The sequence below is a fragment of the Polynucleobacter sp. IMCC 30228 genome, from assembly GCF_021395205.1.
Classification (GTDB): domain Bacteria; phylum Pseudomonadota; class Gammaproteobacteria; order Burkholderiales; family Burkholderiaceae; genus Polynucleobacter.
In genome coordinates, this window is the sequence record NZ_JAJVCS010000006.1 from 61,717 (window position 1) to 81,116 (window position 19,400).

The following is a 19,400-nucleotide window of genomic DNA, read 5'->3' on the forward strand; positions in this document are numbered from 1 at the left end:
ATTGCTGCTGACCCAGCATAATTGAGCTTTTGCAACTTAGTGCTTTATCCCGATATGAAGAGAAGTGAATTGACCCTGTATGAGTAACCCCCAACATAATTTGACTTCCCAACCGCAGGTGCCTTTGCCCTCGCCGCGACGCATGTTGGTCACCTCTGCGCTGCCCTATGCCAACGGACAAATTCATATTGGTCATTTAGTGGAGTACGTGCAAACCGATATCTGGGTGCGCTTTCAACGCCTGAGGGGTCATGAAGTGCACTACGTTTGTGCCGATGATACCCACGGCACCCCCATTATGTTACGTGCTGAACAAGAGGGCATTAGTCCACAAGCCTTAATTACCAAAGTCTGGCAAGAGCATAAACGTGATTTTGATGCCTTTCAAATTTCCTTTGATAACTACTACACCACGGATAGCCCTGAAAATAAAACTCTCGCAAGTGCAATTTATCTGCAGTTACGTGAAGCCGGCCTGATTGAAAAGCGCACGATTGAACAAGCTTATGATCCCGTCAAGGAAATGTTTTTACCCGATCGTTTTATTAAAGGGAATTGTCCTAAATGTAATGCCGCCGACCAATACGGTGATTCTTGCGAAAAATGTGGTGCCACTTATGCGCCCACAGATTTACTCAACCCTTATTCGGTAGTCAGCGGTGCCACGCCAATTCGCAAGGCCTCGGAACATTATTTCTTTAAACTGTCTGATCCCCGCTGTGAGACTTTTTTACGTGAATGGACTCAGGTTAAAACTCCCTTGCAAGTAGAGGCGCGCAATAAAATGAAAGAGTGGGTGGGTGAAGCTGGCGAAAGTAAATTAAGTGATTGGGATATTTCCCGAGATGCCCCTTATTTTGGCTTTGAAATTCCCGACGCACCCGGCAAATATTTTTATGTGTGGCTCGATGCCCCAATTGGGTATTACGCCAGCTTTCTTAATTACTGCCAACAAAAGGGGCTGGATTTCGAAGACTGGGTAAGGCCCAACACCACCACCGAACAGTATCATTTTATTGGCAAAGATATTCTTTATTTTCATACCCTTTTTTGGCCAGCAACCCTCCATTTTTCAGGCTATCGCACCCCTACTAATATTTTTGCACATGGTTTTCTGACGGTTGATGGCGAAAAAATGAGTAAGTCACGTGGCACCTTAATTTCTGCACAGAGCGTAATTGAAACTGGCTTTAATCCAGAATGGTTGCGTTATTACTTTGCGACCAAGCTGAATGCCAGCATGGAAGATTTAGATCTTAATTTACAAGATTTCATTGCCCGCGTGAATAGCGACCTGATTGGGAAATATGTCAATATTGCGAGCCGTAGCGCAGGATTTTTAATTAAGCATTTTGCTGGTCAAGTAAATGATGGCGCTATGTCACATGTTTTACTCCAACAAATTCGCGCTGCTAGCGAACCTATTGCGACACTTTATGAGGAACGTGAATTTGCGAAAGCGTTAAGACTCGTGATGGAATTAGCGGATATGGTCAATGCTTTTGTCGACGAACAAAAACCCTGGGACCTAGCAAAAGATCCAGCTCATAAAGCAGCGTTACATACCGTCTGTAGCGTTACCCTCGAAGCCTTTCGTGCTCTAAGTCTTTATTTAAAACCAGTGCTTCCCCACGTTGCGATTAACGTCGAACAATTTTTAAATCTGCCTCCACAACAATGGCACGATATTGCTGTGCCCTTAAATAGCAAACATCCTGTTCGTCCTTATCAGCATTTAATGAGTCGAGTAGAAGCCAGCCAAATTGACGCTTTAGTTTCAGCAAATCAATAAGCTCCTTGAGCAATCTTAAAATCGTTAATAATGGTGGGCTGAAGTAGTAGTAAAGCCAATTTAAATAGCATAAGTCATTGAAAATATTCAGAAAATTTGTAGCCTATGAAAAAATATCAGTCTGATATCACCCGCTTTTTAACGCAACTGAAGACGGCTCGGCCGAATTTAGAGGCGGGCCAACAAGAGGGGCGAGCCTTGCTCTGGGATAAAGCACCCGTAAGCGCAGAAGATCAGCGTCGCGCCCTGGAAGCAAAAATAAGGCAACGCGCGTACGTCTACTCGAATGATTGATTCAGTCGCTAGCGAAAACGACAGCACACCATCAGTCACCGATGGCATGTCGGCAGCATTTGCCAAGTTATATGGCGAGCCTCTTTTTCAGCTCCCCACCGATCTGTATATTCCGCCCGATGCGCTGGAAGTTTTTTTAGAAGCCTTCGAGGGGCCGCTCGATTTATTGTTGTACCTCATCCGCAAACAAAATTTCAATGTGCTTGATATTCCAATGGCAGAGGTTACTAAACAGTACCTCATTTACATTGATCAAATTCGCCATATTAATTTAGAACTAGCTGCTGAATACTTATTAATGGCAGCCATGTTGATTGAAATTAAATCGCGCATGCTTTTGCCAATGAAAAAAGCGGACAGCGATGAAGAAGTTGAAGATCCCCGCGCTGAATTAGTACGCCGTTTATTGGAGTATGAGCGGATGAAATTGGCTGCCCAAGAATTAGAGCGGATGCCACAACAAGGTCGCGACTTTCAAATAGCTCATGGTCACATTGATACGACGGTAGCCGTCGTTTGGCCTGATGTGAATATTAGTGACTTACAAATAGCTTGGCGTGACGTTTTGCATCGCGCTAATCTTAATGCGCATCACACTATTATGCGTGAAGAGTTATCGGTACGCGATTTTATGACCCGAATTTTACGACGCCTACAAAATACCCGTTTCGTTGAGTTTGGTGAATTATTTGAAGAAGCCATTGCTACTGGCATGGGGGTGGCAGTCATCATCGTTAACTTCATTGCCATGTTAGAGCTCTCCCGTGAGGCCTTAATCGAAATCACCCAAGCAGAGCCCTATGCCCCAATTTATGTGCGCTTGGCCTATTCGCCAAATACATGAAAATTATTAGCGATATACAAGAGCTGCGCGCGCAGTTGCGCGGCCAAAATCGCGCTTCTTTTGTACCCACGATGGGTAACTTACATGAAGGGCACCTCTCTTTAATGCGCTTAGCTCGGCAATATGGCGACCCCGTTGTAGCGAGCATCTTTGTTAATCGCTTGCAATTTGGCCCCGGCGAGGATTTTGATTCCTATCCGCGCACAATGGATGCCGACATCGCTAAACTCGAAAAAGAAGGGGTTTATGTTTTGTTTGCGCCGCACGAAAAAGATTTGTACCCCGAGCCACAGGAATACCGCATTAATCCACCACAACAATTAGGCGATATTCTTGAGGGCGAGTTTCGACCAGGATTTTTTATCGGTGTGTGTACTGTGGTGATGAAACTATTTTCCTGTGTACAACCCAGCGTCTCTATTTTTGGCAAAAAGGATTATCAGCAACTAATGATCATTCGGCAAATGGTGCAACAATTTGCCTTGCCGATGCAAATTATTCCCGCTGAAACTATTCGTGCTGACGATGGCTTAGCGCTTTCTTCTCGCAATTCGTATCTTTCTCAAAACGAGCGCGCAGAAGCGCCGCAGTTGAGAATGACCCTAGAAGTTTTACGCCAAGAAATATTGAGTTTAGGACCAAGCGATCCAAAACAATTATTGGCTCTTGAAAAAAAAGCGAAAGAGGCCTTAATCGCCCGCGGGTGGAAGCCCGACTACATCGCCATTCGACAGCAAAAAGACTTATTAATTCCAAGCGCTATTGACAGTACACCCTTGGTTATATTAGCCGCAGCGAAATTAGGTAAAACGCGGCTAATTGATAATTTAGAAGTTTAATTTCGGGGCTTTTGGCCAAGCAATTTTTTTACTCAATTTGTATATTCGCATCTTTAATTACTTTGCTATAGCGCTGTCGATCATTTTCAATACGCGCCTTAAAGGCAGCAGGGCTCAGCGATAATGGAGTTGCCCCTTGTTGAATCAGCGTTTGGCGGGTATCGGGTTCGGCAATCACATCGCGCATATCGTTAGCAACTTTATCAATAATTGCGACCGGTGTTCCCGCAGGTGCCACTACCCCAATCCATGAGCCAGAGTCATATCCCGGTACGCCCGACTCAGCAATGGTTGGTAAGTCAGGTAGGGCTGGCGATCTTGTTAAGGTGCTGACCCCGAGTGCCGTAAACTTGCCGGTTTTAACCGCGCCAAGCGACTCTAGTACCGTGGCAAAATACATGTCTACGTGGCCAGCCATCACGTCAGCTGCAGCAGGGCCCCCGCCCTTGTAGGGAACATGTAGTAGCTGAATGTTTGCCATTTTTTCAAATACTTCAGCAGCAATATGCGGGCCACCCCCGCTACCCGAGCTGGCATAACTGACTTTGCCAGGTTTTGCTTTTGCTAGCGCGATCAATTCCTTAATCGACTTCGCAGGAAAATTGGGGTTAACCAACAAAAAAAAGGGTAATTCGGCAATCATGCTGATGGGTGTAAACGCTTTTTCAGCGTCATAAGGCATTTTTTTATAGAGCGAAGGGTTAATCGATAAGGTGCCAACATTACCCACTAAAAGAGTGTAGCCATCTGGCTTTGCTTTGCTGACATAGTCAGAGCCCACCATGCCAGCGGCACCGCCCTTATTTTCAACCACGACCGATTGACCCCATTTGGCTGATAATTTTTGCGCTATTAAACGTGCACCCACATCGGTTCCGCCACCAGGCGGAAAAGGCACAACCAAAGTCACAGTACGAGTTGGAAAAGTATTGCCTGTGGGCGCCTGAGCCACACAAAAACTACTTAAAAAACTTAAAGCAAGTACAAGAACTATATTAATCAAATGATTTAGCAATTTTTGTCTCCCAAGTTATCAAAGTGGATTGACTACTTTATTCGGTAACCCAATGTCTTCCAAAAATTGATCAACATATGGTGCCCAAATTACTTTGCCCTCACTACTCGTAAAAAGCATGTGGGAATCTGAGCCAAAGCTACCATAGGCAATGAATTTAGCATTGGGGTTACCCAACCGATAATTTTCAAACATTCTATCGGCAACAAATCGACTGAAATAACTATCATTATCGCCATATAACCACAGGCTTGGCAGAGTAGTTTCCTTACCAAAAGTTCCGGCCGTTTTATATAAATCACTTTGCCAGTCGCCGCAGCCTTCTCTTCTTAAGCCACCAGCAAAATTAATCAAGCCCTTCACGGAAGGGTCGGGTTTAGACGCGCCATAAGCGAGAGTGGTCCAACCCCCATGCGACTGACCAACAATTAAAGTCCGGGTTTTGTCGACGTAGGGAAGTTGATGCGCAAACGTAATCACTGGCGGAACATCTTCTGCCTGATTGAGTCCATTCGCCTCCATGCTACAGCCACCGCCCATGTAATGCCCACTCGACTTAGAAAATCCCTGGCGCATTGGTACCAAGACGATGTAATTGCGCTCTAAGAAAAATCGAACGGGCGACAGGGGTCGATACCGCGGCTGAAACTGCGTTAATCCATTTGCTTTACCATGATTAATAATCACCAAAGGAAATGGACCATCACCGCTAGGCTTAAAGATGGTAGTTTCAAGACTGACAGAACCTAAAAATAATTTTTTGGGGACAAAAACTACTTCCTCAGGTAACTTACTTTGGCCTACGACCGATAAAGAGATGGCAAACCAAGTAATGAAAAAAATAGCGAGCGCAAGCGGTTTCACCACTGAGTTTGCTACTAAATTTGTTTGATTTTTTACTAACAAATTTTACTAGGGCTAATCTAAGCTTTGGCCAAGCTGCAAGCCTAAACCAGCTGCCAATTCAGCACCACTAACTTTGCTACCGTTCGCTACTTTGCTTGACTTAGCTTTTAACACTTCTATTTCTCCGCCATGGCAGGCGATAAAAATACTCTGTGCACTAATTTCTGTTACCACTCCAGGCTTGCCGCGTACTGCTGAAAAGGTACGGGCCACCTGTTTAGCCGCATCAAAAATGGCAATTTTTTCACCACCAAAGGTCGTCCATGCGCCTGGCGCTGGGTTGGCGGCACGAATCAAATCGTACACCCCTTGTAAGTGTGAGGTCCAATGGATGCGTGTTGCGGCTTGATCAAACCAGCCTTCGTAATTGGCTTGTGACTCATCTTGAATGTGCTCGTGATGTTTGCCTGCTACGACCAAATCAGCGGCCTCCATTAATGCAGCAACTCCCAATGGGAAGAGGCGCTCAAAATAAACTTTGCCCAAAGTGTCATCGGGCCCAATGGCAACCTCTTTTTGCAAGATAACAGCGCCCTCATCCAAGCCATCACTAGGCCGAAATATCGTCAAGCCCGTTTTAGTCTCACCCAAGGCAATCGCCCAATTAATCGCACTGGGCCCGCGATATCGGGGCAGTAATGAAGGGTGATACTGAATCATGCCAAATTTGGGAATGTGTACAAAATCTTGCGGTACAAATTGCAAAACATAAGCCATCACACCAATTTCCGCCTTGCTATCAGCTAAGGCTTGCGCAGCCTCGGGAGATTTGAGCGAAGCAAATTGCAAGGGCTTTAAGCCCAGAGCCACCACGGCTTCTTTCAGCACCTCGGGCTTGCTCGACTTGGGATTATCAGGCGGACAAAAAACTGCGACAACTTCATCGCCGCGCTTTAGAAAAGCTTCTAAAGCGGCCTTACCAAAATCTTGACTACCAATTAAGGCTATGCGCATACAACACCCCTTGGATTAAGCTACCAAATGAAATTATTAGTTAAATAACTTCCTTAGCACGTAAAGCAGTCAGCTCTTCTAAGCTAAAGCCCAGCTCGCGGAGAATTTCATCGGTATGTTCGCCTAGTAAAGGCGAGCGAGTGACTTCCGTAATGCTATCCGACATTTTAATTGGATTGCCAACCGTCAGGTACTTGCCTCGTACTGGATGATCTACCTCAACAATCGTGCCAGTGGCCCGCAAAGCAGGTTCTTCAGCCAATTCTTTCATGGATAAAATTGGGCCACAGGGTACATCGTATTTATTCAGAGTATTCATGACATCAAATTTCGAGTGCTGAATCGTCCATTTTTCGATTTCCGCAAAAATACTCATCAGCCTAGGTAAGCGGGCTACTGGTTTAGCGTAATCAGGATCAGTAATCCAATCTTCACGACCAATCACTTTGCAAATTCCTTCCCAAACCGGCGCTTGCACAACTACATAGATATAGGAATTCGGGTCAGTCTCCCAACCTTTACACTTCAAAATCCAGCCTGGCTGCCCGCCGCCAGAAGCATTACCTGAACGGGGTACTGCGTCGCCAAAGTGACCGTTCGGAAATTGTGGAAACTCTTTTAACACTCCAGTACGCTCTAGACGCTGCTGATCACGTAACTTCACGCGGCATAAATTTAAGACCGCATCTTGCATGGCTGCCAATACTTTTTGACCTTTGCCAGAATGGGTGCGTTGATATAAAGCGGTCACAATTCCTAAGGCCAAATGTAAACCCGTACCGCTATCGCCAATTTGTGCACCAGTAACCGTAGGCGGCCCATCATCAAAGCCCGTAGTTGAGGCCGAGCCACCCGCACATTGGGCCACGTTTTCATAAACTTTACAATCTTCAAATGGACCAGGTCCAAAGCCCTTTACAGAAGCCATGATCATTTTGGGGTTCAGCTCTTGAATACGTTCCCAAGTAAAACCCATCCGATCAAGTGCGCCTGGAGCAAAATTTTCGACAAGCACATCACACTGCTTAATTAAGCGCTCGAGGATTTCTTTCCCTTCGGGGGTTTTGGTATTTACCGTCAACGAGCGTTTATTGTGGTTGAGCATGGTGAAATACAAGCTGTCAGCTTCGGGAACATCCCGCAGTTGTCCGCGCGTTGCATCGCCCTCACCCGACCGCTCCACCTTAATTACATCAGCGCCAAACCAAGCTAGTAATTGTGTACAGGTCGGACCCGATTGCACATGCGTGAAATCTAAAATTTTTACACCATCCAGCGCTTTTGCCATTGCCTTAATCCTAAAATGTTACAAAAATGCTATTTTAGCTTAGTAAGTTAAAGCGTGTGAAGCCTAATATAAAGGGATTGAGGGGGTATTTTGCAGGCTATTTAGGCTCGAGAGCTGCTAGACGCTGTTTTAGTTGTCGTTCTTCTAAAAAACGCTCAGTATCATCGCGAATGACCGCAGCCACCCCTGTTACTTGATGGGCGTCATCAAAAAGCATGGCTACGGTAAAAGCAATTGAAATGGTGCGGCCGTCCTTATGATTCGCGGGAACCTTTAACAGGGAACTGCCATAACGAGTCGTGCCTGTTTCCATCGATTTATCAAAGCCGACATTATGGCGATGTTGTAAACGCTCGGGGGTAATTAAAGTAAGCGATTGGCCCAATGCCTCAGCCTCAGTAAAACCAAAAATTCGTGTCGCCGCAGCATTCCATAGAGTAATTTTGCCGGCACGATCAGCAACAATCACGGCATCCCCCATGACTTCAACTAACTGCTCCAAATCTACTGATGTTTTCATTGTGTCAAGAGCATAGTGGATATTTGATAAAAAAGGCGCCTATAAAAGGCGCCTTTTTGTGTTAGATCATGAACTAAGCAATTTAAACTGCCTTAGCGGCGTGTAATTGGGAAATTTCTTCAGCGCCATAGCCTAGATCGGCTAAAACTTCATCGGTATGCTCTCCCAAGACTGGCGAAGGCTTAACTTCAATTTCCAAATCGGAGAACTTAATTGGGCTACCAATAGTTAAATACTTCCCTCGCACTTTGTGATCCACCTCAACAATTGATCCACTCTTACGTAAATCGGGTGAATCAGCTAATTCTTTCATCGAAAAAACAGGCGCGCAAGGAATATCAAATTTACGCAAGATATCGACTGCTTCATATTTTGTTTTATCTTTTAGCCAATCTTCAATTGTGGCGAAGATATCAAAAATCTTATCTTGCCGAGCTTGGGCTGTCATATAGGCCGGATCTGTAGCCCACTCTGGCTTGCCAATAGCAGCTGTAATGGGTTCCCAAGCATGACCCTGGATCGTAAAATAAATATAGGCATTAGGATCCGTTTCCCAGCCCTTACATTTCAATACCCAGCCCGGTTGTCCACCACCGCCAGCATTGCCACCACGAGGCACGACATCGGAGAATGTGCCATGGGGATATTGCGGATACTCTTCTAAATAGCCGATTTTATCAAGGCGTTGTTGATCGCGTAATTTAACGCGGCATAAATTTAAGACTGCATCTTGCATCGAGCAGGATACTTTTTGGCCTTTACCAGTTTTTTGGCGTTGCATCAAGGCAGTCAAAATACCAATCGCTAAATGCATACCGGTATTACTATCACCTAAGGCGGCGGCTGATACGGTTGGCGGGCCATCCCAAAAACCTGTTGTTGAAGCAGCGCCACCAGCACATTGGGCTACGTTTTCATAAACTTTCAAATCTTCATAAGAATGGCCATCGCTAAAACCTTTAACTGAAGCCAAAATCATTTTAGGATTTAACTCTTGAATACGTGCCCAGCTAAAGCCCATGCGGTCTAACGCACCAGGGCCAAAGTTTTCTACCATGACATCGGAAGTTTTAATCATTTTTTCTAAAACAGCTTTACCTTCTGGTGTTTTAGTATCTAAAGTTAATGAACGTTTGTTGCCATTCAACATAGTGAAATACAAAGCATCGGCATCGGGAATATCGCGCAATTGACTGCGGGTAACATCGCCAGAGCCTGGGCGTTCCACCTTAATAACATCAGCGCCATACCAAGCTAATAACTGGGTGCAAGCAGGCCCAGCCTGCACATGGGTGAAGTCAATAATCCGAATGCCATCTAATGGTTTAGTCATCATGCAGTTCCTTGGTTTAAATCAATTAAGTGAAAAATAGTTATTTCTTATTTGCAGCGCTAGATGGATTCAGGTTCGTTAAGCGACCACTTTCAGTGCCCGCAGTCTCATCAATTACCGCATTAATTAAAGCTGGCTTACCTGCGGCAATCGCCGCGGTGAGTGCTTTAGTTAACTCTTCTGGAGTCGTTACGTTATAACCAATGCCGCCAAAGGCTTCGATCATTTTGTCGTAACGAATACCTTTTACAAACACGGTAGGCGCAACATCCGCTCCACCAGTAGGATTTACATCGGTGCCACGATATACACCATTGTTATTAAACACAATGGTGGTCACGGGTAAGTTATAACGACAGATTGTTTCTAGTTCCATACCACTAAAACCAAAAGCGCTATCACCCTCAATTGCCACCACTGGCAGCCCGCTAGTAACGGCTGCGCCAATGGCGTAACCCATGCCAATTCCCATAATGCCCCAGGTGCCGGAATCAAAACGCTTGCGGGGCTGGTACATATTAACAATGCTGCGAGCAAAATCAAGCGTGTTAGCGCCTTCATTCACCACATTAATATCGGGGCGTGTTTTCAATACATCCCGAATTGCGCGCAAAGCGCTATGAAAATTCATTGGCGTTGGATTTTGTTCCAAGGTGATCGCCATCTTGGCAATATTTTTATCTTTACGATCAGTAATATCACCAATCCAAGCATCACTTGGTCTTGGGAAGTTTGGCCCCATCGCTGCTAGCAACGCAGCCACACACGAACCCACATCGCCAATAAGCGGCGCGGCAATGGCAACATTGCTATCAATTTCTGTAGGTGAAATATCGATCTGAATAAATTGTTTAGGTGCACCACCCCAAGTTTTTCCTTTGCCATGCGCTAATAACCAATTTAAACGCGCGCCAATCAGGATCACCACATCGGCCTCTGCCAAAACATAAGAACGAGTCGCAGAAACACATTGCGGATGGGTATCGGGCAATAAACCTTTAGCCATTGACATGGGAAGGTAAGGAATTCCAGACATTTCAACAAATTGCCGAATGTCGGCATCGGCTTGGGCGTAAGCTGCACCCTTTCCCAATAAAATTAAGGGGCGTTTTGCACTTTTAATCAGATCAACTGCCCGTTGAATTGCATCGGGAGCAGGAATTTGACGAGGCACTGGATCAACCACTTTTACTAAGGATTTTTTTCCTTTTTCAGCATCAATCGATTGCCCCAAGAGCTCTGCTGGCAAATCTAAATAAACGCCGCCCGGCCGCCCAGAAACCGCTGCGCGTATGGCTCGGGCAATCCCAATACCAATATCCTCAGCCTTATTAATTCGGTAAGAAGCTTTAGCATAGGGTCGCGCATTATTGAGTTGATCCATTTCTTCATAATCGCCCTGCTGTAAATCCACAATTTCACGTTCGCTCGACCCGCTAATTAAAATCATTGGGAAGCAATTGGTCGTAGCATTCGCTAAAGCGGTAAGTCCATTTAAAAAACCAGGCGCTGAAACAGTTAAACAAATACCTGGCTTTTGGGTCATAAAGCCGGCAATTGCTGCGGCATTTCCCGCATGCTGCTCATGGCGAAAGCCAATGAAACGCATGCCTTCAGCCTGTGCCAAGCGCGCTAAGTCGGTAATGGGTATACCGACCAAACCAAAAATAGTATGGATGTCATTGAGTTTAAGGGCATCAATTACCAGATGAAAGCCGTCAGTTAATGCTGGGGTTTGAGTGTCATTTGTCATATATTTTTTAGTCTATTTGCCCGCGGTTAAAGCCCAATTCTAAAGGGTCTTAATGCAATATCTAGAATATTAGGCTGAGGCGCCATGAGGCGCATTGACTTACGTCAAGTTAGTCCGAAATCGCCAATATTGGCTATTTTGGCCCAATCAAGAATCTACAAAAAAAGTTCTTTATGCTTATTTTTTAAGCGACTCAAGGTCTCGGGAGACAAGTTGAGGTAGGCCGCAAGCTCTTTTTTGGGCAATAACTCAAAGAGGTAAGCATACTTCCGCACAAATCGCTCTACCCGCCCTGGGGCATCAAGCATATGCAAGGTAATAGTATGGGCCATGATTTCACTCATCAGGCGCATAACTTCAAATTCAAAACTATCTTTAATAGTTTGATGTCGATCTAAGAAATCAACCCATTTTTTTAAGGGCATCCGCGCAACTCGCGCTTTAGTAACGCAAGCGATGCTGTAAGGGGCAGCGGTTTTCAGTCGCCAGGCAGCGTAACTAGTTTCAATATCTTTTTCAATTGCGAAACGCAAAATCATTTCTTTTGCATCGACACTAGAAACAATTCGCTTTAAGATGCCATCCAAGACAAAGTACTGCTCCATTTGTGTGTCGCCTTGATGAAGCAAAATTTCAGTTTTCTTTAAATCAGCAATCTCAAGGAGACCCAAAAGCTCTGACATGCTTTTAGGGTCAAGATGCTGCAAAATCACATTTTGACTCAACTGCAAGCGAATCACGTTTTTTTCAGGGTGGTTTTCGAGTATGGTCATCAATTCTAGAGTTTAGATCTCCCTCACAAGCTCTACAGAAGCGCTATGGAAAATCCCTTTTGGGGGGCTTTAGCGGTCTGTAAGCGATATTGTAAAACCCTTTACGCAATCAGGTAAACTGCTTAGGTCGTGGTGCCTTTTTGGCTAGTGCAAGCTAGCAATGAAGGTTAAACGGGAAACACTAAACAAACGTGTGCTGCCCCCGCAACGGTAAGCGAGTGTCCCAATTGAAGGCAATCTTCCTTGAGACGCAGAATTTGAATAAGCCACTGTGTGAGTCAATACATGGGAAGGCCAAATTTCTGAAACTCGTCAGCCCGGATACCGGCCAAGACAGGTGGAATTTTTGCGGACGGGGAACTTCGCGCGCCAATCGTAGCAATGGTTGCGTAAGTTATTTGCATTGCATCGCGCCCTGCTCTATTGACGTGCTGTTTCTCAACTCAAAATTCTGTTCGACTCGGCTAACGGGGAAGTTGGCTTAGTGTTCTTAGTACAGGATTTAAACCATGCAGTATTGTTCTTTTATTACTTCTTCATTTTGCGAGAGGATTGCGTTTCTTCGTTTCATTTTATTGGCGCTGCTGAGTATCACGGGCCTGATTTCGAATACTGCTGCCCAAGCTCAAAACCCATCCCAAGCGCAATCTTCAGGAGATAGTTCAGTAGCAGTGATTAACTCCCCGAATTCCACTAAACCACTCATCGTAACAGCCACCCGTATGCCCACCAAAGGTGCGGATGTGTTGGCTGACTATGTTTATATTGGTCCCGAAGAAATCGCTCAGGCTGGGCAAATGAGCGTACCCGAGCTCTTGCAACAGCAGCGTGGCGTACAAATATCGACATATGGTGGACCCGGTGGTCTGGCCAGCGTTTATTTACGTGGTACTAGCAATAATCAAAGTTTAGTTTTAATTGATGGTGTGCGTACCGAATCATCCACTTTAGGTGGTGCAGTTTGGAGCGCAATTCCAATTCAATTAATTGACCATATTGAAATTATCTTTGGACCGCAAAGTACTTTTTATGGACAAGATGCCCTGGGTGGTGTCATTCAAATTTTTACCAAACGGGGCGATGGTCCTGCGCAATTTAGTGCCTCAAGTGGTTATGGTACATATGGCACCACTATTAATACTGCTTCGGTATCAGGCTCGGTTGGTGACGATAAGCCCACACGTTATAACCTTGGTTTAAGCCAAGAAAATTCAATGGGCTTCAATACCGTGGCATCTACAAACCCCTGTAGCGCTGCGAATGCCACGAAAAATTATTGTGCGCCAGGCTACCCTACAACCCGCACGGGCTATACCCGTCTTGGTGCTACGGGACAGGTTTCGCATGAGTGGCAAAAAGGTCAAGAGTTTGGCGTCAAAGTACTGGCCAGCCGTACCAACTACCAGTACCCTGGTTACGATTACGATGTCTCCCTACCAGAGGTCAATTCTCAAGTTAATAATTTATCGATCGCTACTGTCTTTTCTAAAAATCAAATTACGGAAAATTGGCAGAGCTTCATTCAACTTTCAAATACTTCAAATTTTGGCCAGAATTTAACTACAAATAGTAACGACAGCATTAAGTCTCCACAAAATGATTTTTTATGGAAAAACGATATCAAAGTTGGTCCCGATAATTTACAGCTAATGGTCGAGCGGCTAGTGCAATACGCCAATACCACGAATATTAATGCCTCTCGCACTACTAATTCAGCTGCAGGATCGTATCAATTAAATCGTGGCAATAATTTAGCCACAGTAGCGGTACGGAATGACACGATTACGGGGTACGGCCCTATCTTTACCTATAGCGGAGCTTATGGTTATTTTTTAACTAAAGGCTTACGAGCCAATGTGAACTACGGTACCGGTTTTAGAGCGCCGACCTTTAACGACCTTTACTATCCTGGCTATGGCACTCCGAACGTGCAACCAGAAACGAATCGCAACGCCGAAGTAGGCCTACATTACGAGCCAGGTAATTATGAAATTCACTTAGTAGGCTATCAAAATAAAGTACAAAATTTAATTCAAGCCCTGCCTTGTACAACCCAAGCCAGCGGTTACTGCCCCACAAATTTTGCCTCAGTCAACATTACCGGCGCATCATTGGGTGCCAATACGCGACTTGAATACTGGAACTTAAAAGCTGCACTCGACTTACTCAATGCAGTAGATCAAAATACGGGGTTAGCTTTGCCTAATCGAGCTAAACAATTGGCTAATTTAGGCAGCGAATACCGTCGGGGAAAATTAAATGCGGGGGCGAATATAACGATCGCTGGGCAACGTTATGGCAATGCAAAAAATACGGTGACCATGTCTTCCTATGCCCTGCTTGATTTATTCGCGAGCTATGAAATTCAGCCAAAATGGTCCTTATTTGCCCGCTGGAATAATGCCTTAAATAACCAATACCAGCTCTCATATGGCTATCTCACTCCCGGCTCTAATATTTTTGCTGGCGTACGGTACACCCCCTAGTCAATAGCCTATCTATGAAACCGAATTCATGTCCCACTCTACTGATTTCAGCTCCCGCATCGGGTCAAGGTAAAACGACGATCACAGCCGGCTTAGCCCATTTCCTTACCAAGCAAGGTAAGCGGGTCCGTGTTTTTAAATGTGGTCCAGATTTTTTAGATCCATTTTGGCTAAGTCTTGCTAGCCGAAACCCCGTTTACCAAATTGATCTCTGGATGACAGGCGAAGATGATTGTCAAGCTAGACTTCGAGAGGCGGCAGAATCTGCTGACGTTATTTTGATAGAGGGTGCCATGGGGCTATTCGATGGTGACCCGAGTGCCGCAGATTTAGCAATACGCTTTCATGTTCCGGTGATGGCAGTCATCGACGCCTCTGCTATGGCTGGCACATTTGGTGCCCTTGCTTTAGGGTTAGAACAATATCAACCCCATATGAAATGGGCAGGCGTTTTAGCTAATCGAGTCGCATCTCCTGGGCACGCAGCCATGCTAGAGTCAGCCATCGCCAATCCCCATCATTTTTTAGGTGCCATCTTTGCCAATACCGAAATGGGCTTTCCTGAAAGACACCTTGGCCTAAAAATGAGTGCAGAAATTGTGAATGCTGAACAAAAACTGGACCTGATTGCTAATGCAATCGAAGCCAGTAATTTTGGTGAAACGATCTTGCAACGCTTATCAAGTTTAGTAGTCGAATATCCTACCAATATAAAAAAAGAGTTAAATCAAAAATTACTTGACGATAAAATCATTGCGGTCGCTAAAGATGCTGCTTTTTGTTTTATTTATCAAGCCAATTTAGATGTACTCGAAAAATTAGGTGCCCGTATTCAGTTTTTTTCTCCTTTACGAGGTGATCCTCTGCCAATATGTGATGCAGTATGGCTGCCGGGTGGATATCCAGAGTTATATGCAGAAGCATTAGGTAATAATCAGGAATTGAAACGTCAACTACATATGCACATGCAAAACAATCGGCCCATTTGGGCTGAATGTGGTGGCATGATGGCTTTATTTGAAACGCTCATAACTACTGACGGTCAACCGCATCCTATGTGGGGTGTATTGCCAGGTACCGTAACGATGCAAAAACGACTTGGCGGACTTGGCTTGCAATCTTTACACCTATATGGCCAAGAGATACGTGGTCACACCTTTCATTATTCAACTTGCATAAGTCCATTAAAAGCGCACACGCAATGTTTAAAAAAAACGGAAGCAGTTAACAATGCATCTGGCGAATTACTCTTCCAAAAAAACTCTCTACAGGCTAGCTATTTTCATGCTTGGTTTGCGTCGAACCCCAAAGCCACTGCAGCTTTATTTCTGCCACAAGATCGCCAGCAATGACTACCTCGACTATGACTATTGCCCGTAGTGAACTCATTCTGGGCGGGCAAAAAAGTGGTAAATCCTCACGCGCAGAACAGCTGGCTGCAGAGTGGTCCATCAGCGATCCACAGCATGAGGTCATGATGATTGCAACCGCTCAAGCAGGGGATGCCGAAATGAAAGTGCGCATTGAGTTACATCGCCTCCTACGTCAGAAAAAATTACCACGCTGCCAAACTATCGAAGAAACAATCGAGATAGCAAAAGTGATTGAACAATATTCTGACCCAAAACGATTTTTGCTGATTGATTGCCTCACGCTTTGGTTAAGTAACTTTCTTAGCCCACCCCCAGAACAAAATAATGCCAGCCCTTCAGATTTAGCGGCTTCATTTTTGCAGGCGCATTCTGCTCTACTGAATGCAATTCATGCTTGCAGGGGTCCAATAGTCTTAGTTAGCAATGAAATTGGTCAAGGTGTCATTCCGCTTGGCGCTGAAACGCGTTACTTTGTAGATCAACTCGGATTATTAAATCAGGTAGTTGCCCAAGCGTGTGAGCGCGTCACCCTCATGGTGGCAGGTTGCCCAATATATATTAAAGGGACAGCATGAAAGTCCACTGGCTTCTTATTTTTGCTTTAGTAATGGTTACTTCAAGCGCATGGGCCATCGAAATTACTGATGATCAAGGATATACGACGAGTCTACAAAAATCTCCGCTACGAATTATCTCGCTACTCCCCTCTATAACGGAAACAATTTGCGTACTAAAACAATGCCAAAAATTAGTAGGCATTGATCGGTATTCAAATTGGCCAGAAAGCATTCAATCATTACCATCTGTTGGTGGGGGATTAGATCCAAATATTGAAGCCATTGCTGCCTTAAAGCCTGATGTAGTACTGGTAGGAAAAAATTCGCGCGCCAGTGAACGCTTGCGTTCATTGGGAATAAAGGTCATTGCTTTTGATGTGAAGGACTATGCTGATGTACACCAAGCCTTGCAACGCCTGACTTTAATACTCGGAGCTCCCCCAAAGGATGCTGAAACGATTTGGCTTAATTTGCTGACACAAGTGCATACGATTGCCAGCACCTTACCCAAAGCCGCTAACGGTCAACGAGTTTACTTTGAAGTCAGCAGTACACCCTTTGGCGCGGGTGAATCTTCGTTTATTGGCGAAACCCTTAAGCGCTTACATCTGACCAATATTATTCCAAGTTCTTTGGGTCCTTTCCCGAAATTAAATCCCGAATTTATCGTGCGAGAAAATCCCGACCTCATCATGATGGGTTATAAACAAAGTGGTCAAATTGAAGGTAGGCCTGGATGGAAAAAAATGAGTGCGGTAAGTCAGCAACGTATTTGCACTTTTACTCCCACTGAAGCCGATATTCTGTCTCGTCCAGGTCCTCGCCTTGCTGAGGGAGCGCAAATTATGGCTAACTGTATTAGCGCAAAATATCCATGACTACTATCCAAGCTGCGAATTTCCCCTCTCGGGTCCGAGTGTGGCGCCTAAGCGTTATTTTACTAGTTACTACTAGTATTTTATTCATCATCGGTATGAGCGTAGGAAGCACTGGGATCAAGTCTTTTATATTGAATACTAGCGACGCTGGCGCATGGCAAATCATTTTTGATATCCGTTTACCGCGCACGCTCGCTGCTTGGCTAGCCGGTGCCCTCTTAGGTCTTGCTGGCGCAATTGCCCAGGGACTCTTTCGTAACCCTCTCGCTGATCCTTATTTATTAGGGAGTGCCTCGGGGGCTACCTTAGGAGTTGCATTGAGTTTAATCTTGTTAAGTACAAGTCTATATGCTGAAAATTGGTTTATGCGAATTGGCATAACGAGCGCTGCTTTTTTTGGCGCTCTAGCCGGCGTGCTTATCACTATTTTTCTTGCGAAAGGCTTCCAACATACTTTTAGACTACTCTTGGCTGGGGTAATAGTAGGTGTAATTTTGGGGGCGCTGGGTTCCTTTATTTCCATCATGAACCCAGAAATATTGCAAGCAATGCAAGCATTTATGTTGGGAACCACTAGTTTCGCAGGGTGGTCTGCATGTGTCATCATGAGTATTGCGCTCATCTTTAGCTGTGCTCTAGCTTGGCCTCTAGGTAAAGCGCTTGATGCTTTAGCGCTAGGCGAATTAACAGCACTTAGTCTTGGCATTAATTTGAACTTAGCGCGCGCGATATTCATTTTCATCTTAGCCTTAGCTACAGGTACTGCGGTGAGCCAAGTTGGCATCATCGCTTTCGTTGGCCTAGCTGCTCCCCATTTGGTACGCTCGCAAACTAACGTAACCCATCACATGCTCTTACTGCTTTCGAGCGGTGTTGGTGGAGGCTTATTACTTGCAGCTGACATTCTTGCGCGCGCACTCATCGCCCCCCAAGAATTACCTGTTGGCTTATTAACAGCAATTCTAGGGGGCAGTTACTTATTATGGTTAATGCATGCTAAACAACCCGTTGGCAGGTATAAATGATTGCCATTAACACTCAAAATATTAGCGCCAAACTCGGAGGTGTCGAAGTCTTACATCATATATCTGCCGCAATTCCACAAGCGCAATGGACAAGCATTATTGGGCCTAATGGCGCAGGAAAGTCTACTTTCTTAAAAGTAATCGCGGGTTTGTTACCGCATACCAATTCTGTAAATATTTTTTCAATACCCCTGCACACCATGCAAGCTAAGGAACGTGCTAAAAAAATTGCTTGGCTTGGACAAAACGAAGTTGTTAGTGATGATTTATTGGTATACGACTTAGTAATGCTGGGGCGATTACCACATCAACAATGGTTTAGTAGTCCCAGTGCCACAGATCACCATATTGTCGAACAAGCATTACGGTCTACCCAAGCATGGAACTTGCGCCATCGCCCCATTAACGAATTGTCAGGTGGTGAGTGTCAACGGATTTTAATTTCACGTGCCTTAGCAGTGCAGGCTGAAATTATCCTGATGGATGAACCCCTCGCTAATCTCGACCCACCACATCAGGCTGATCTTATCGACTTAATTCAATCCCTAACCCAGCAAGGTACCACCGTTGTTACGGTATTGCATGATATTACGTATGCGTTGCAAGCTAATCATGTCATCATCTTGAATCAAGGCTCGCTTTCTTATGAAGGTGCCACCACGCACCAGCAAACCCATGCACAAATTGAAGCTGTATTCTCCAACCGCATCAAAATTCATCCCCTACAAGGATCTTGGGTTGTCATGCCCCAAAACCGCTAACACCATCGC

The 19,400-nt window shown here is 45.1% G+C and carries 17 protein-coding genes, 1 pseudogene and 1 riboswitch; of the genes and pseudogenes, 10 read left to right on the forward strand and 8 right to left on the reverse strand.

Annotated features, from left to right (window positions below):
• Window positions 1-79: 79 nt before the first annotated feature.
• From metG to panC, 4 genes and pseudogenes are all read left to right on the forward strand, one after another.
• Window positions 80-1,789, forward strand: a pseudogene (metG, locus tag LZT21_RS11050) (methionine--tRNA ligase); the annotation flags it as partial.
• Between the two features lie 108 nt (window positions 1,790-1,897).
• Window positions 1,898-2,086: a DUF3460 family protein gene (locus LZT21_RS11055; RefSeq protein ID WP_233924741.1), complete on the forward strand. Its 189-nt coding sequence runs from the start codon at window positions 1,898-1,900 to the stop codon at window positions 2,084-2,086.
• Entirely contained in the window at window positions 2,079-2,930 is an 852-nt protein-coding gene (locus tag LZT21_RS11060; protein ID WP_233924742.1) for a ScpA family protein, read from the forward strand. Before LZT21_RS11055 ends, LZT21_RS11060 begins: the two co-directional genes overlap by 8 nt.
• Window positions 2,927-3,769, forward strand: a complete 843-nt coding sequence (gene panC / locus LZT21_RS11065) for a pantoate--beta-alanine ligase (protein ID WP_233990842.1) — start codon at window positions 2,927-2,929, stop codon at window positions 3,767-3,769. The genes LZT21_RS11060 and panC overlap by 4 nt, the downstream gene beginning before the upstream one ends.
• Before the next feature lie 28 nt (window positions 3,770-3,797).
• On the opposite strand, the gene LZT21_RS11070 is transcribed toward panC, so the two are convergent.
• From LZT21_RS11070 to LZT21_RS11105, 8 genes are all read right to left on the reverse strand, one after another.
• Window positions 3,798-4,784 (reverse strand): tripartite tricarboxylate transporter substrate binding protein, encoded by a 987-nt coding sequence (locus LZT21_RS11070; protein WP_233924744.1) that lies wholly within the window; start codon window positions 4,782-4,784, stop codon window positions 3,798-3,800.
• An 18-nt stretch (window positions 4,785-4,802) separates the two neighbouring features.
• Window positions 4,803-5,648 carry a prolyl oligopeptidase family serine peptidase gene (locus tag LZT21_RS11075; protein WP_233990844.1) on the reverse strand — a complete coding sequence of 282 codons (846 nt, stop codon included), beginning with the start codon at window positions 5,646-5,648 and terminating at the stop codon, window positions 4,803-4,805.
• A gap of 54 nt (window positions 5,649-5,702) precedes the next feature.
• Complete coding sequence (locus tag LZT21_RS11080; RefSeq protein ID WP_233924746.1) at window positions 5,703-6,644, reverse strand: methionyl-tRNA formyltransferase; 942 nt, start codon at window positions 6,642-6,644, stop codon at window positions 5,703-5,705.
• Between the two features lie 40 nt (window positions 6,645-6,684).
• A complete protein-coding gene (gene frc, locus LZT21_RS11085; protein WP_233924747.1) occupies window positions 6,685-7,932 on the reverse strand; it encodes a formyl-CoA transferase in 1,248 nt (415 codons plus the stop codon).
• Window positions 7,933-8,029: 97 nt separating this feature from the next.
• Window positions 8,030-8,452: a PAS domain S-box protein gene (locus tag LZT21_RS11090; RefSeq protein ID WP_233924748.1), complete on the reverse strand. Its 423-nt coding sequence runs from the start codon at window positions 8,450-8,452 to the stop codon at window positions 8,030-8,032.
• 82 nt (window positions 8,453-8,534) lie between these two features.
• Window positions 8,535-9,785 carry a formyl-CoA transferase gene (gene frc, locus LZT21_RS11095; RefSeq protein WP_233924749.1) on the reverse strand — a complete coding sequence of 417 codons (1,251 nt, stop codon included), beginning with the start codon at window positions 9,783-9,785 and terminating at the stop codon, window positions 8,535-8,537.
• Between the two features lie 40 nt (window positions 9,786-9,825).
• Window positions 9,826-11,538 (reverse strand): oxalyl-CoA decarboxylase, encoded by a 1,713-nt coding sequence (gene oxc, locus LZT21_RS11100; RefSeq protein ID WP_233924750.1) that lies wholly within the window; start codon window positions 11,536-11,538, stop codon window positions 9,826-9,828.
• A gap of 155 nt (window positions 11,539-11,693) precedes the next feature.
• Entirely contained in the window at window positions 11,694-12,311 is a 618-nt protein-coding gene (locus LZT21_RS11105) for a Crp/Fnr family transcriptional regulator (RefSeq protein ID WP_233924751.1), read from the reverse strand.
• Between the two features lie 113 nt (window positions 12,312-12,424).
• Window positions 12,425-12,659: riboswitch (cobalamin riboswitch) on the forward strand.
• Window positions 12,660-12,886: 227 nt separating this feature from the next.
• Here LZT21_RS11105 and LZT21_RS11110 point away from each other — a divergent pair.
• The 6 genes from LZT21_RS11110 to LZT21_RS11135 are packed head-to-tail and all read left to right on the forward strand — an operon-like array spanning window position 12,887 to window position 19,391.
• Entirely contained in the window at window positions 12,887-14,797 is a 1,911-nt protein-coding gene (locus LZT21_RS11110; protein ID WP_233937565.1) for a TonB-dependent receptor domain-containing protein, read from the forward strand.
• A gap of 14 nt (window positions 14,798-14,811) precedes the next feature.
• Window positions 14,812-16,149, forward strand: a complete 1,338-nt coding sequence (locus LZT21_RS11115) for a cobyrinate a,c-diamide synthase (RefSeq protein ID WP_233990847.1) — start codon at window positions 14,812-14,814, stop codon at window positions 16,147-16,149.
• Complete coding sequence (locus LZT21_RS11120) at window positions 16,146-16,745, forward strand: bifunctional adenosylcobinamide kinase/adenosylcobinamide-phosphate guanylyltransferase (RefSeq protein ID WP_233990848.1); 600 nt, start codon at window positions 16,146-16,148, stop codon at window positions 16,743-16,745. The genes LZT21_RS11115 and LZT21_RS11120 overlap by 4 nt, the downstream gene beginning before the upstream one ends.
• Window positions 16,742-17,605: an ABC transporter substrate-binding protein gene (locus tag LZT21_RS11125; protein ID WP_233937562.1), complete on the forward strand. Its 864-nt coding sequence runs from the start codon at window positions 16,742-16,744 to the stop codon at window positions 17,603-17,605. Before LZT21_RS11120 ends, LZT21_RS11125 begins: the two co-directional genes overlap by 4 nt.
• Complete coding sequence (locus tag LZT21_RS11130) at window positions 17,602-18,630, forward strand: iron ABC transporter permease (RefSeq protein ID WP_233937561.1); 1,029 nt, start codon at window positions 17,602-17,604, stop codon at window positions 18,628-18,630. Before LZT21_RS11125 ends, LZT21_RS11130 begins: the two co-directional genes overlap by 4 nt.
• Window positions 18,627-19,391: an ABC transporter ATP-binding protein gene (locus LZT21_RS11135; RefSeq protein ID WP_233990850.1), complete on the forward strand. Its 765-nt coding sequence runs from the start codon at window positions 18,627-18,629 to the stop codon at window positions 19,389-19,391. Before LZT21_RS11130 ends, LZT21_RS11135 begins: the two co-directional genes overlap by 4 nt.
• The last annotated feature ends 9 nt before the right edge of the window (window positions 19,392-19,400 follow it).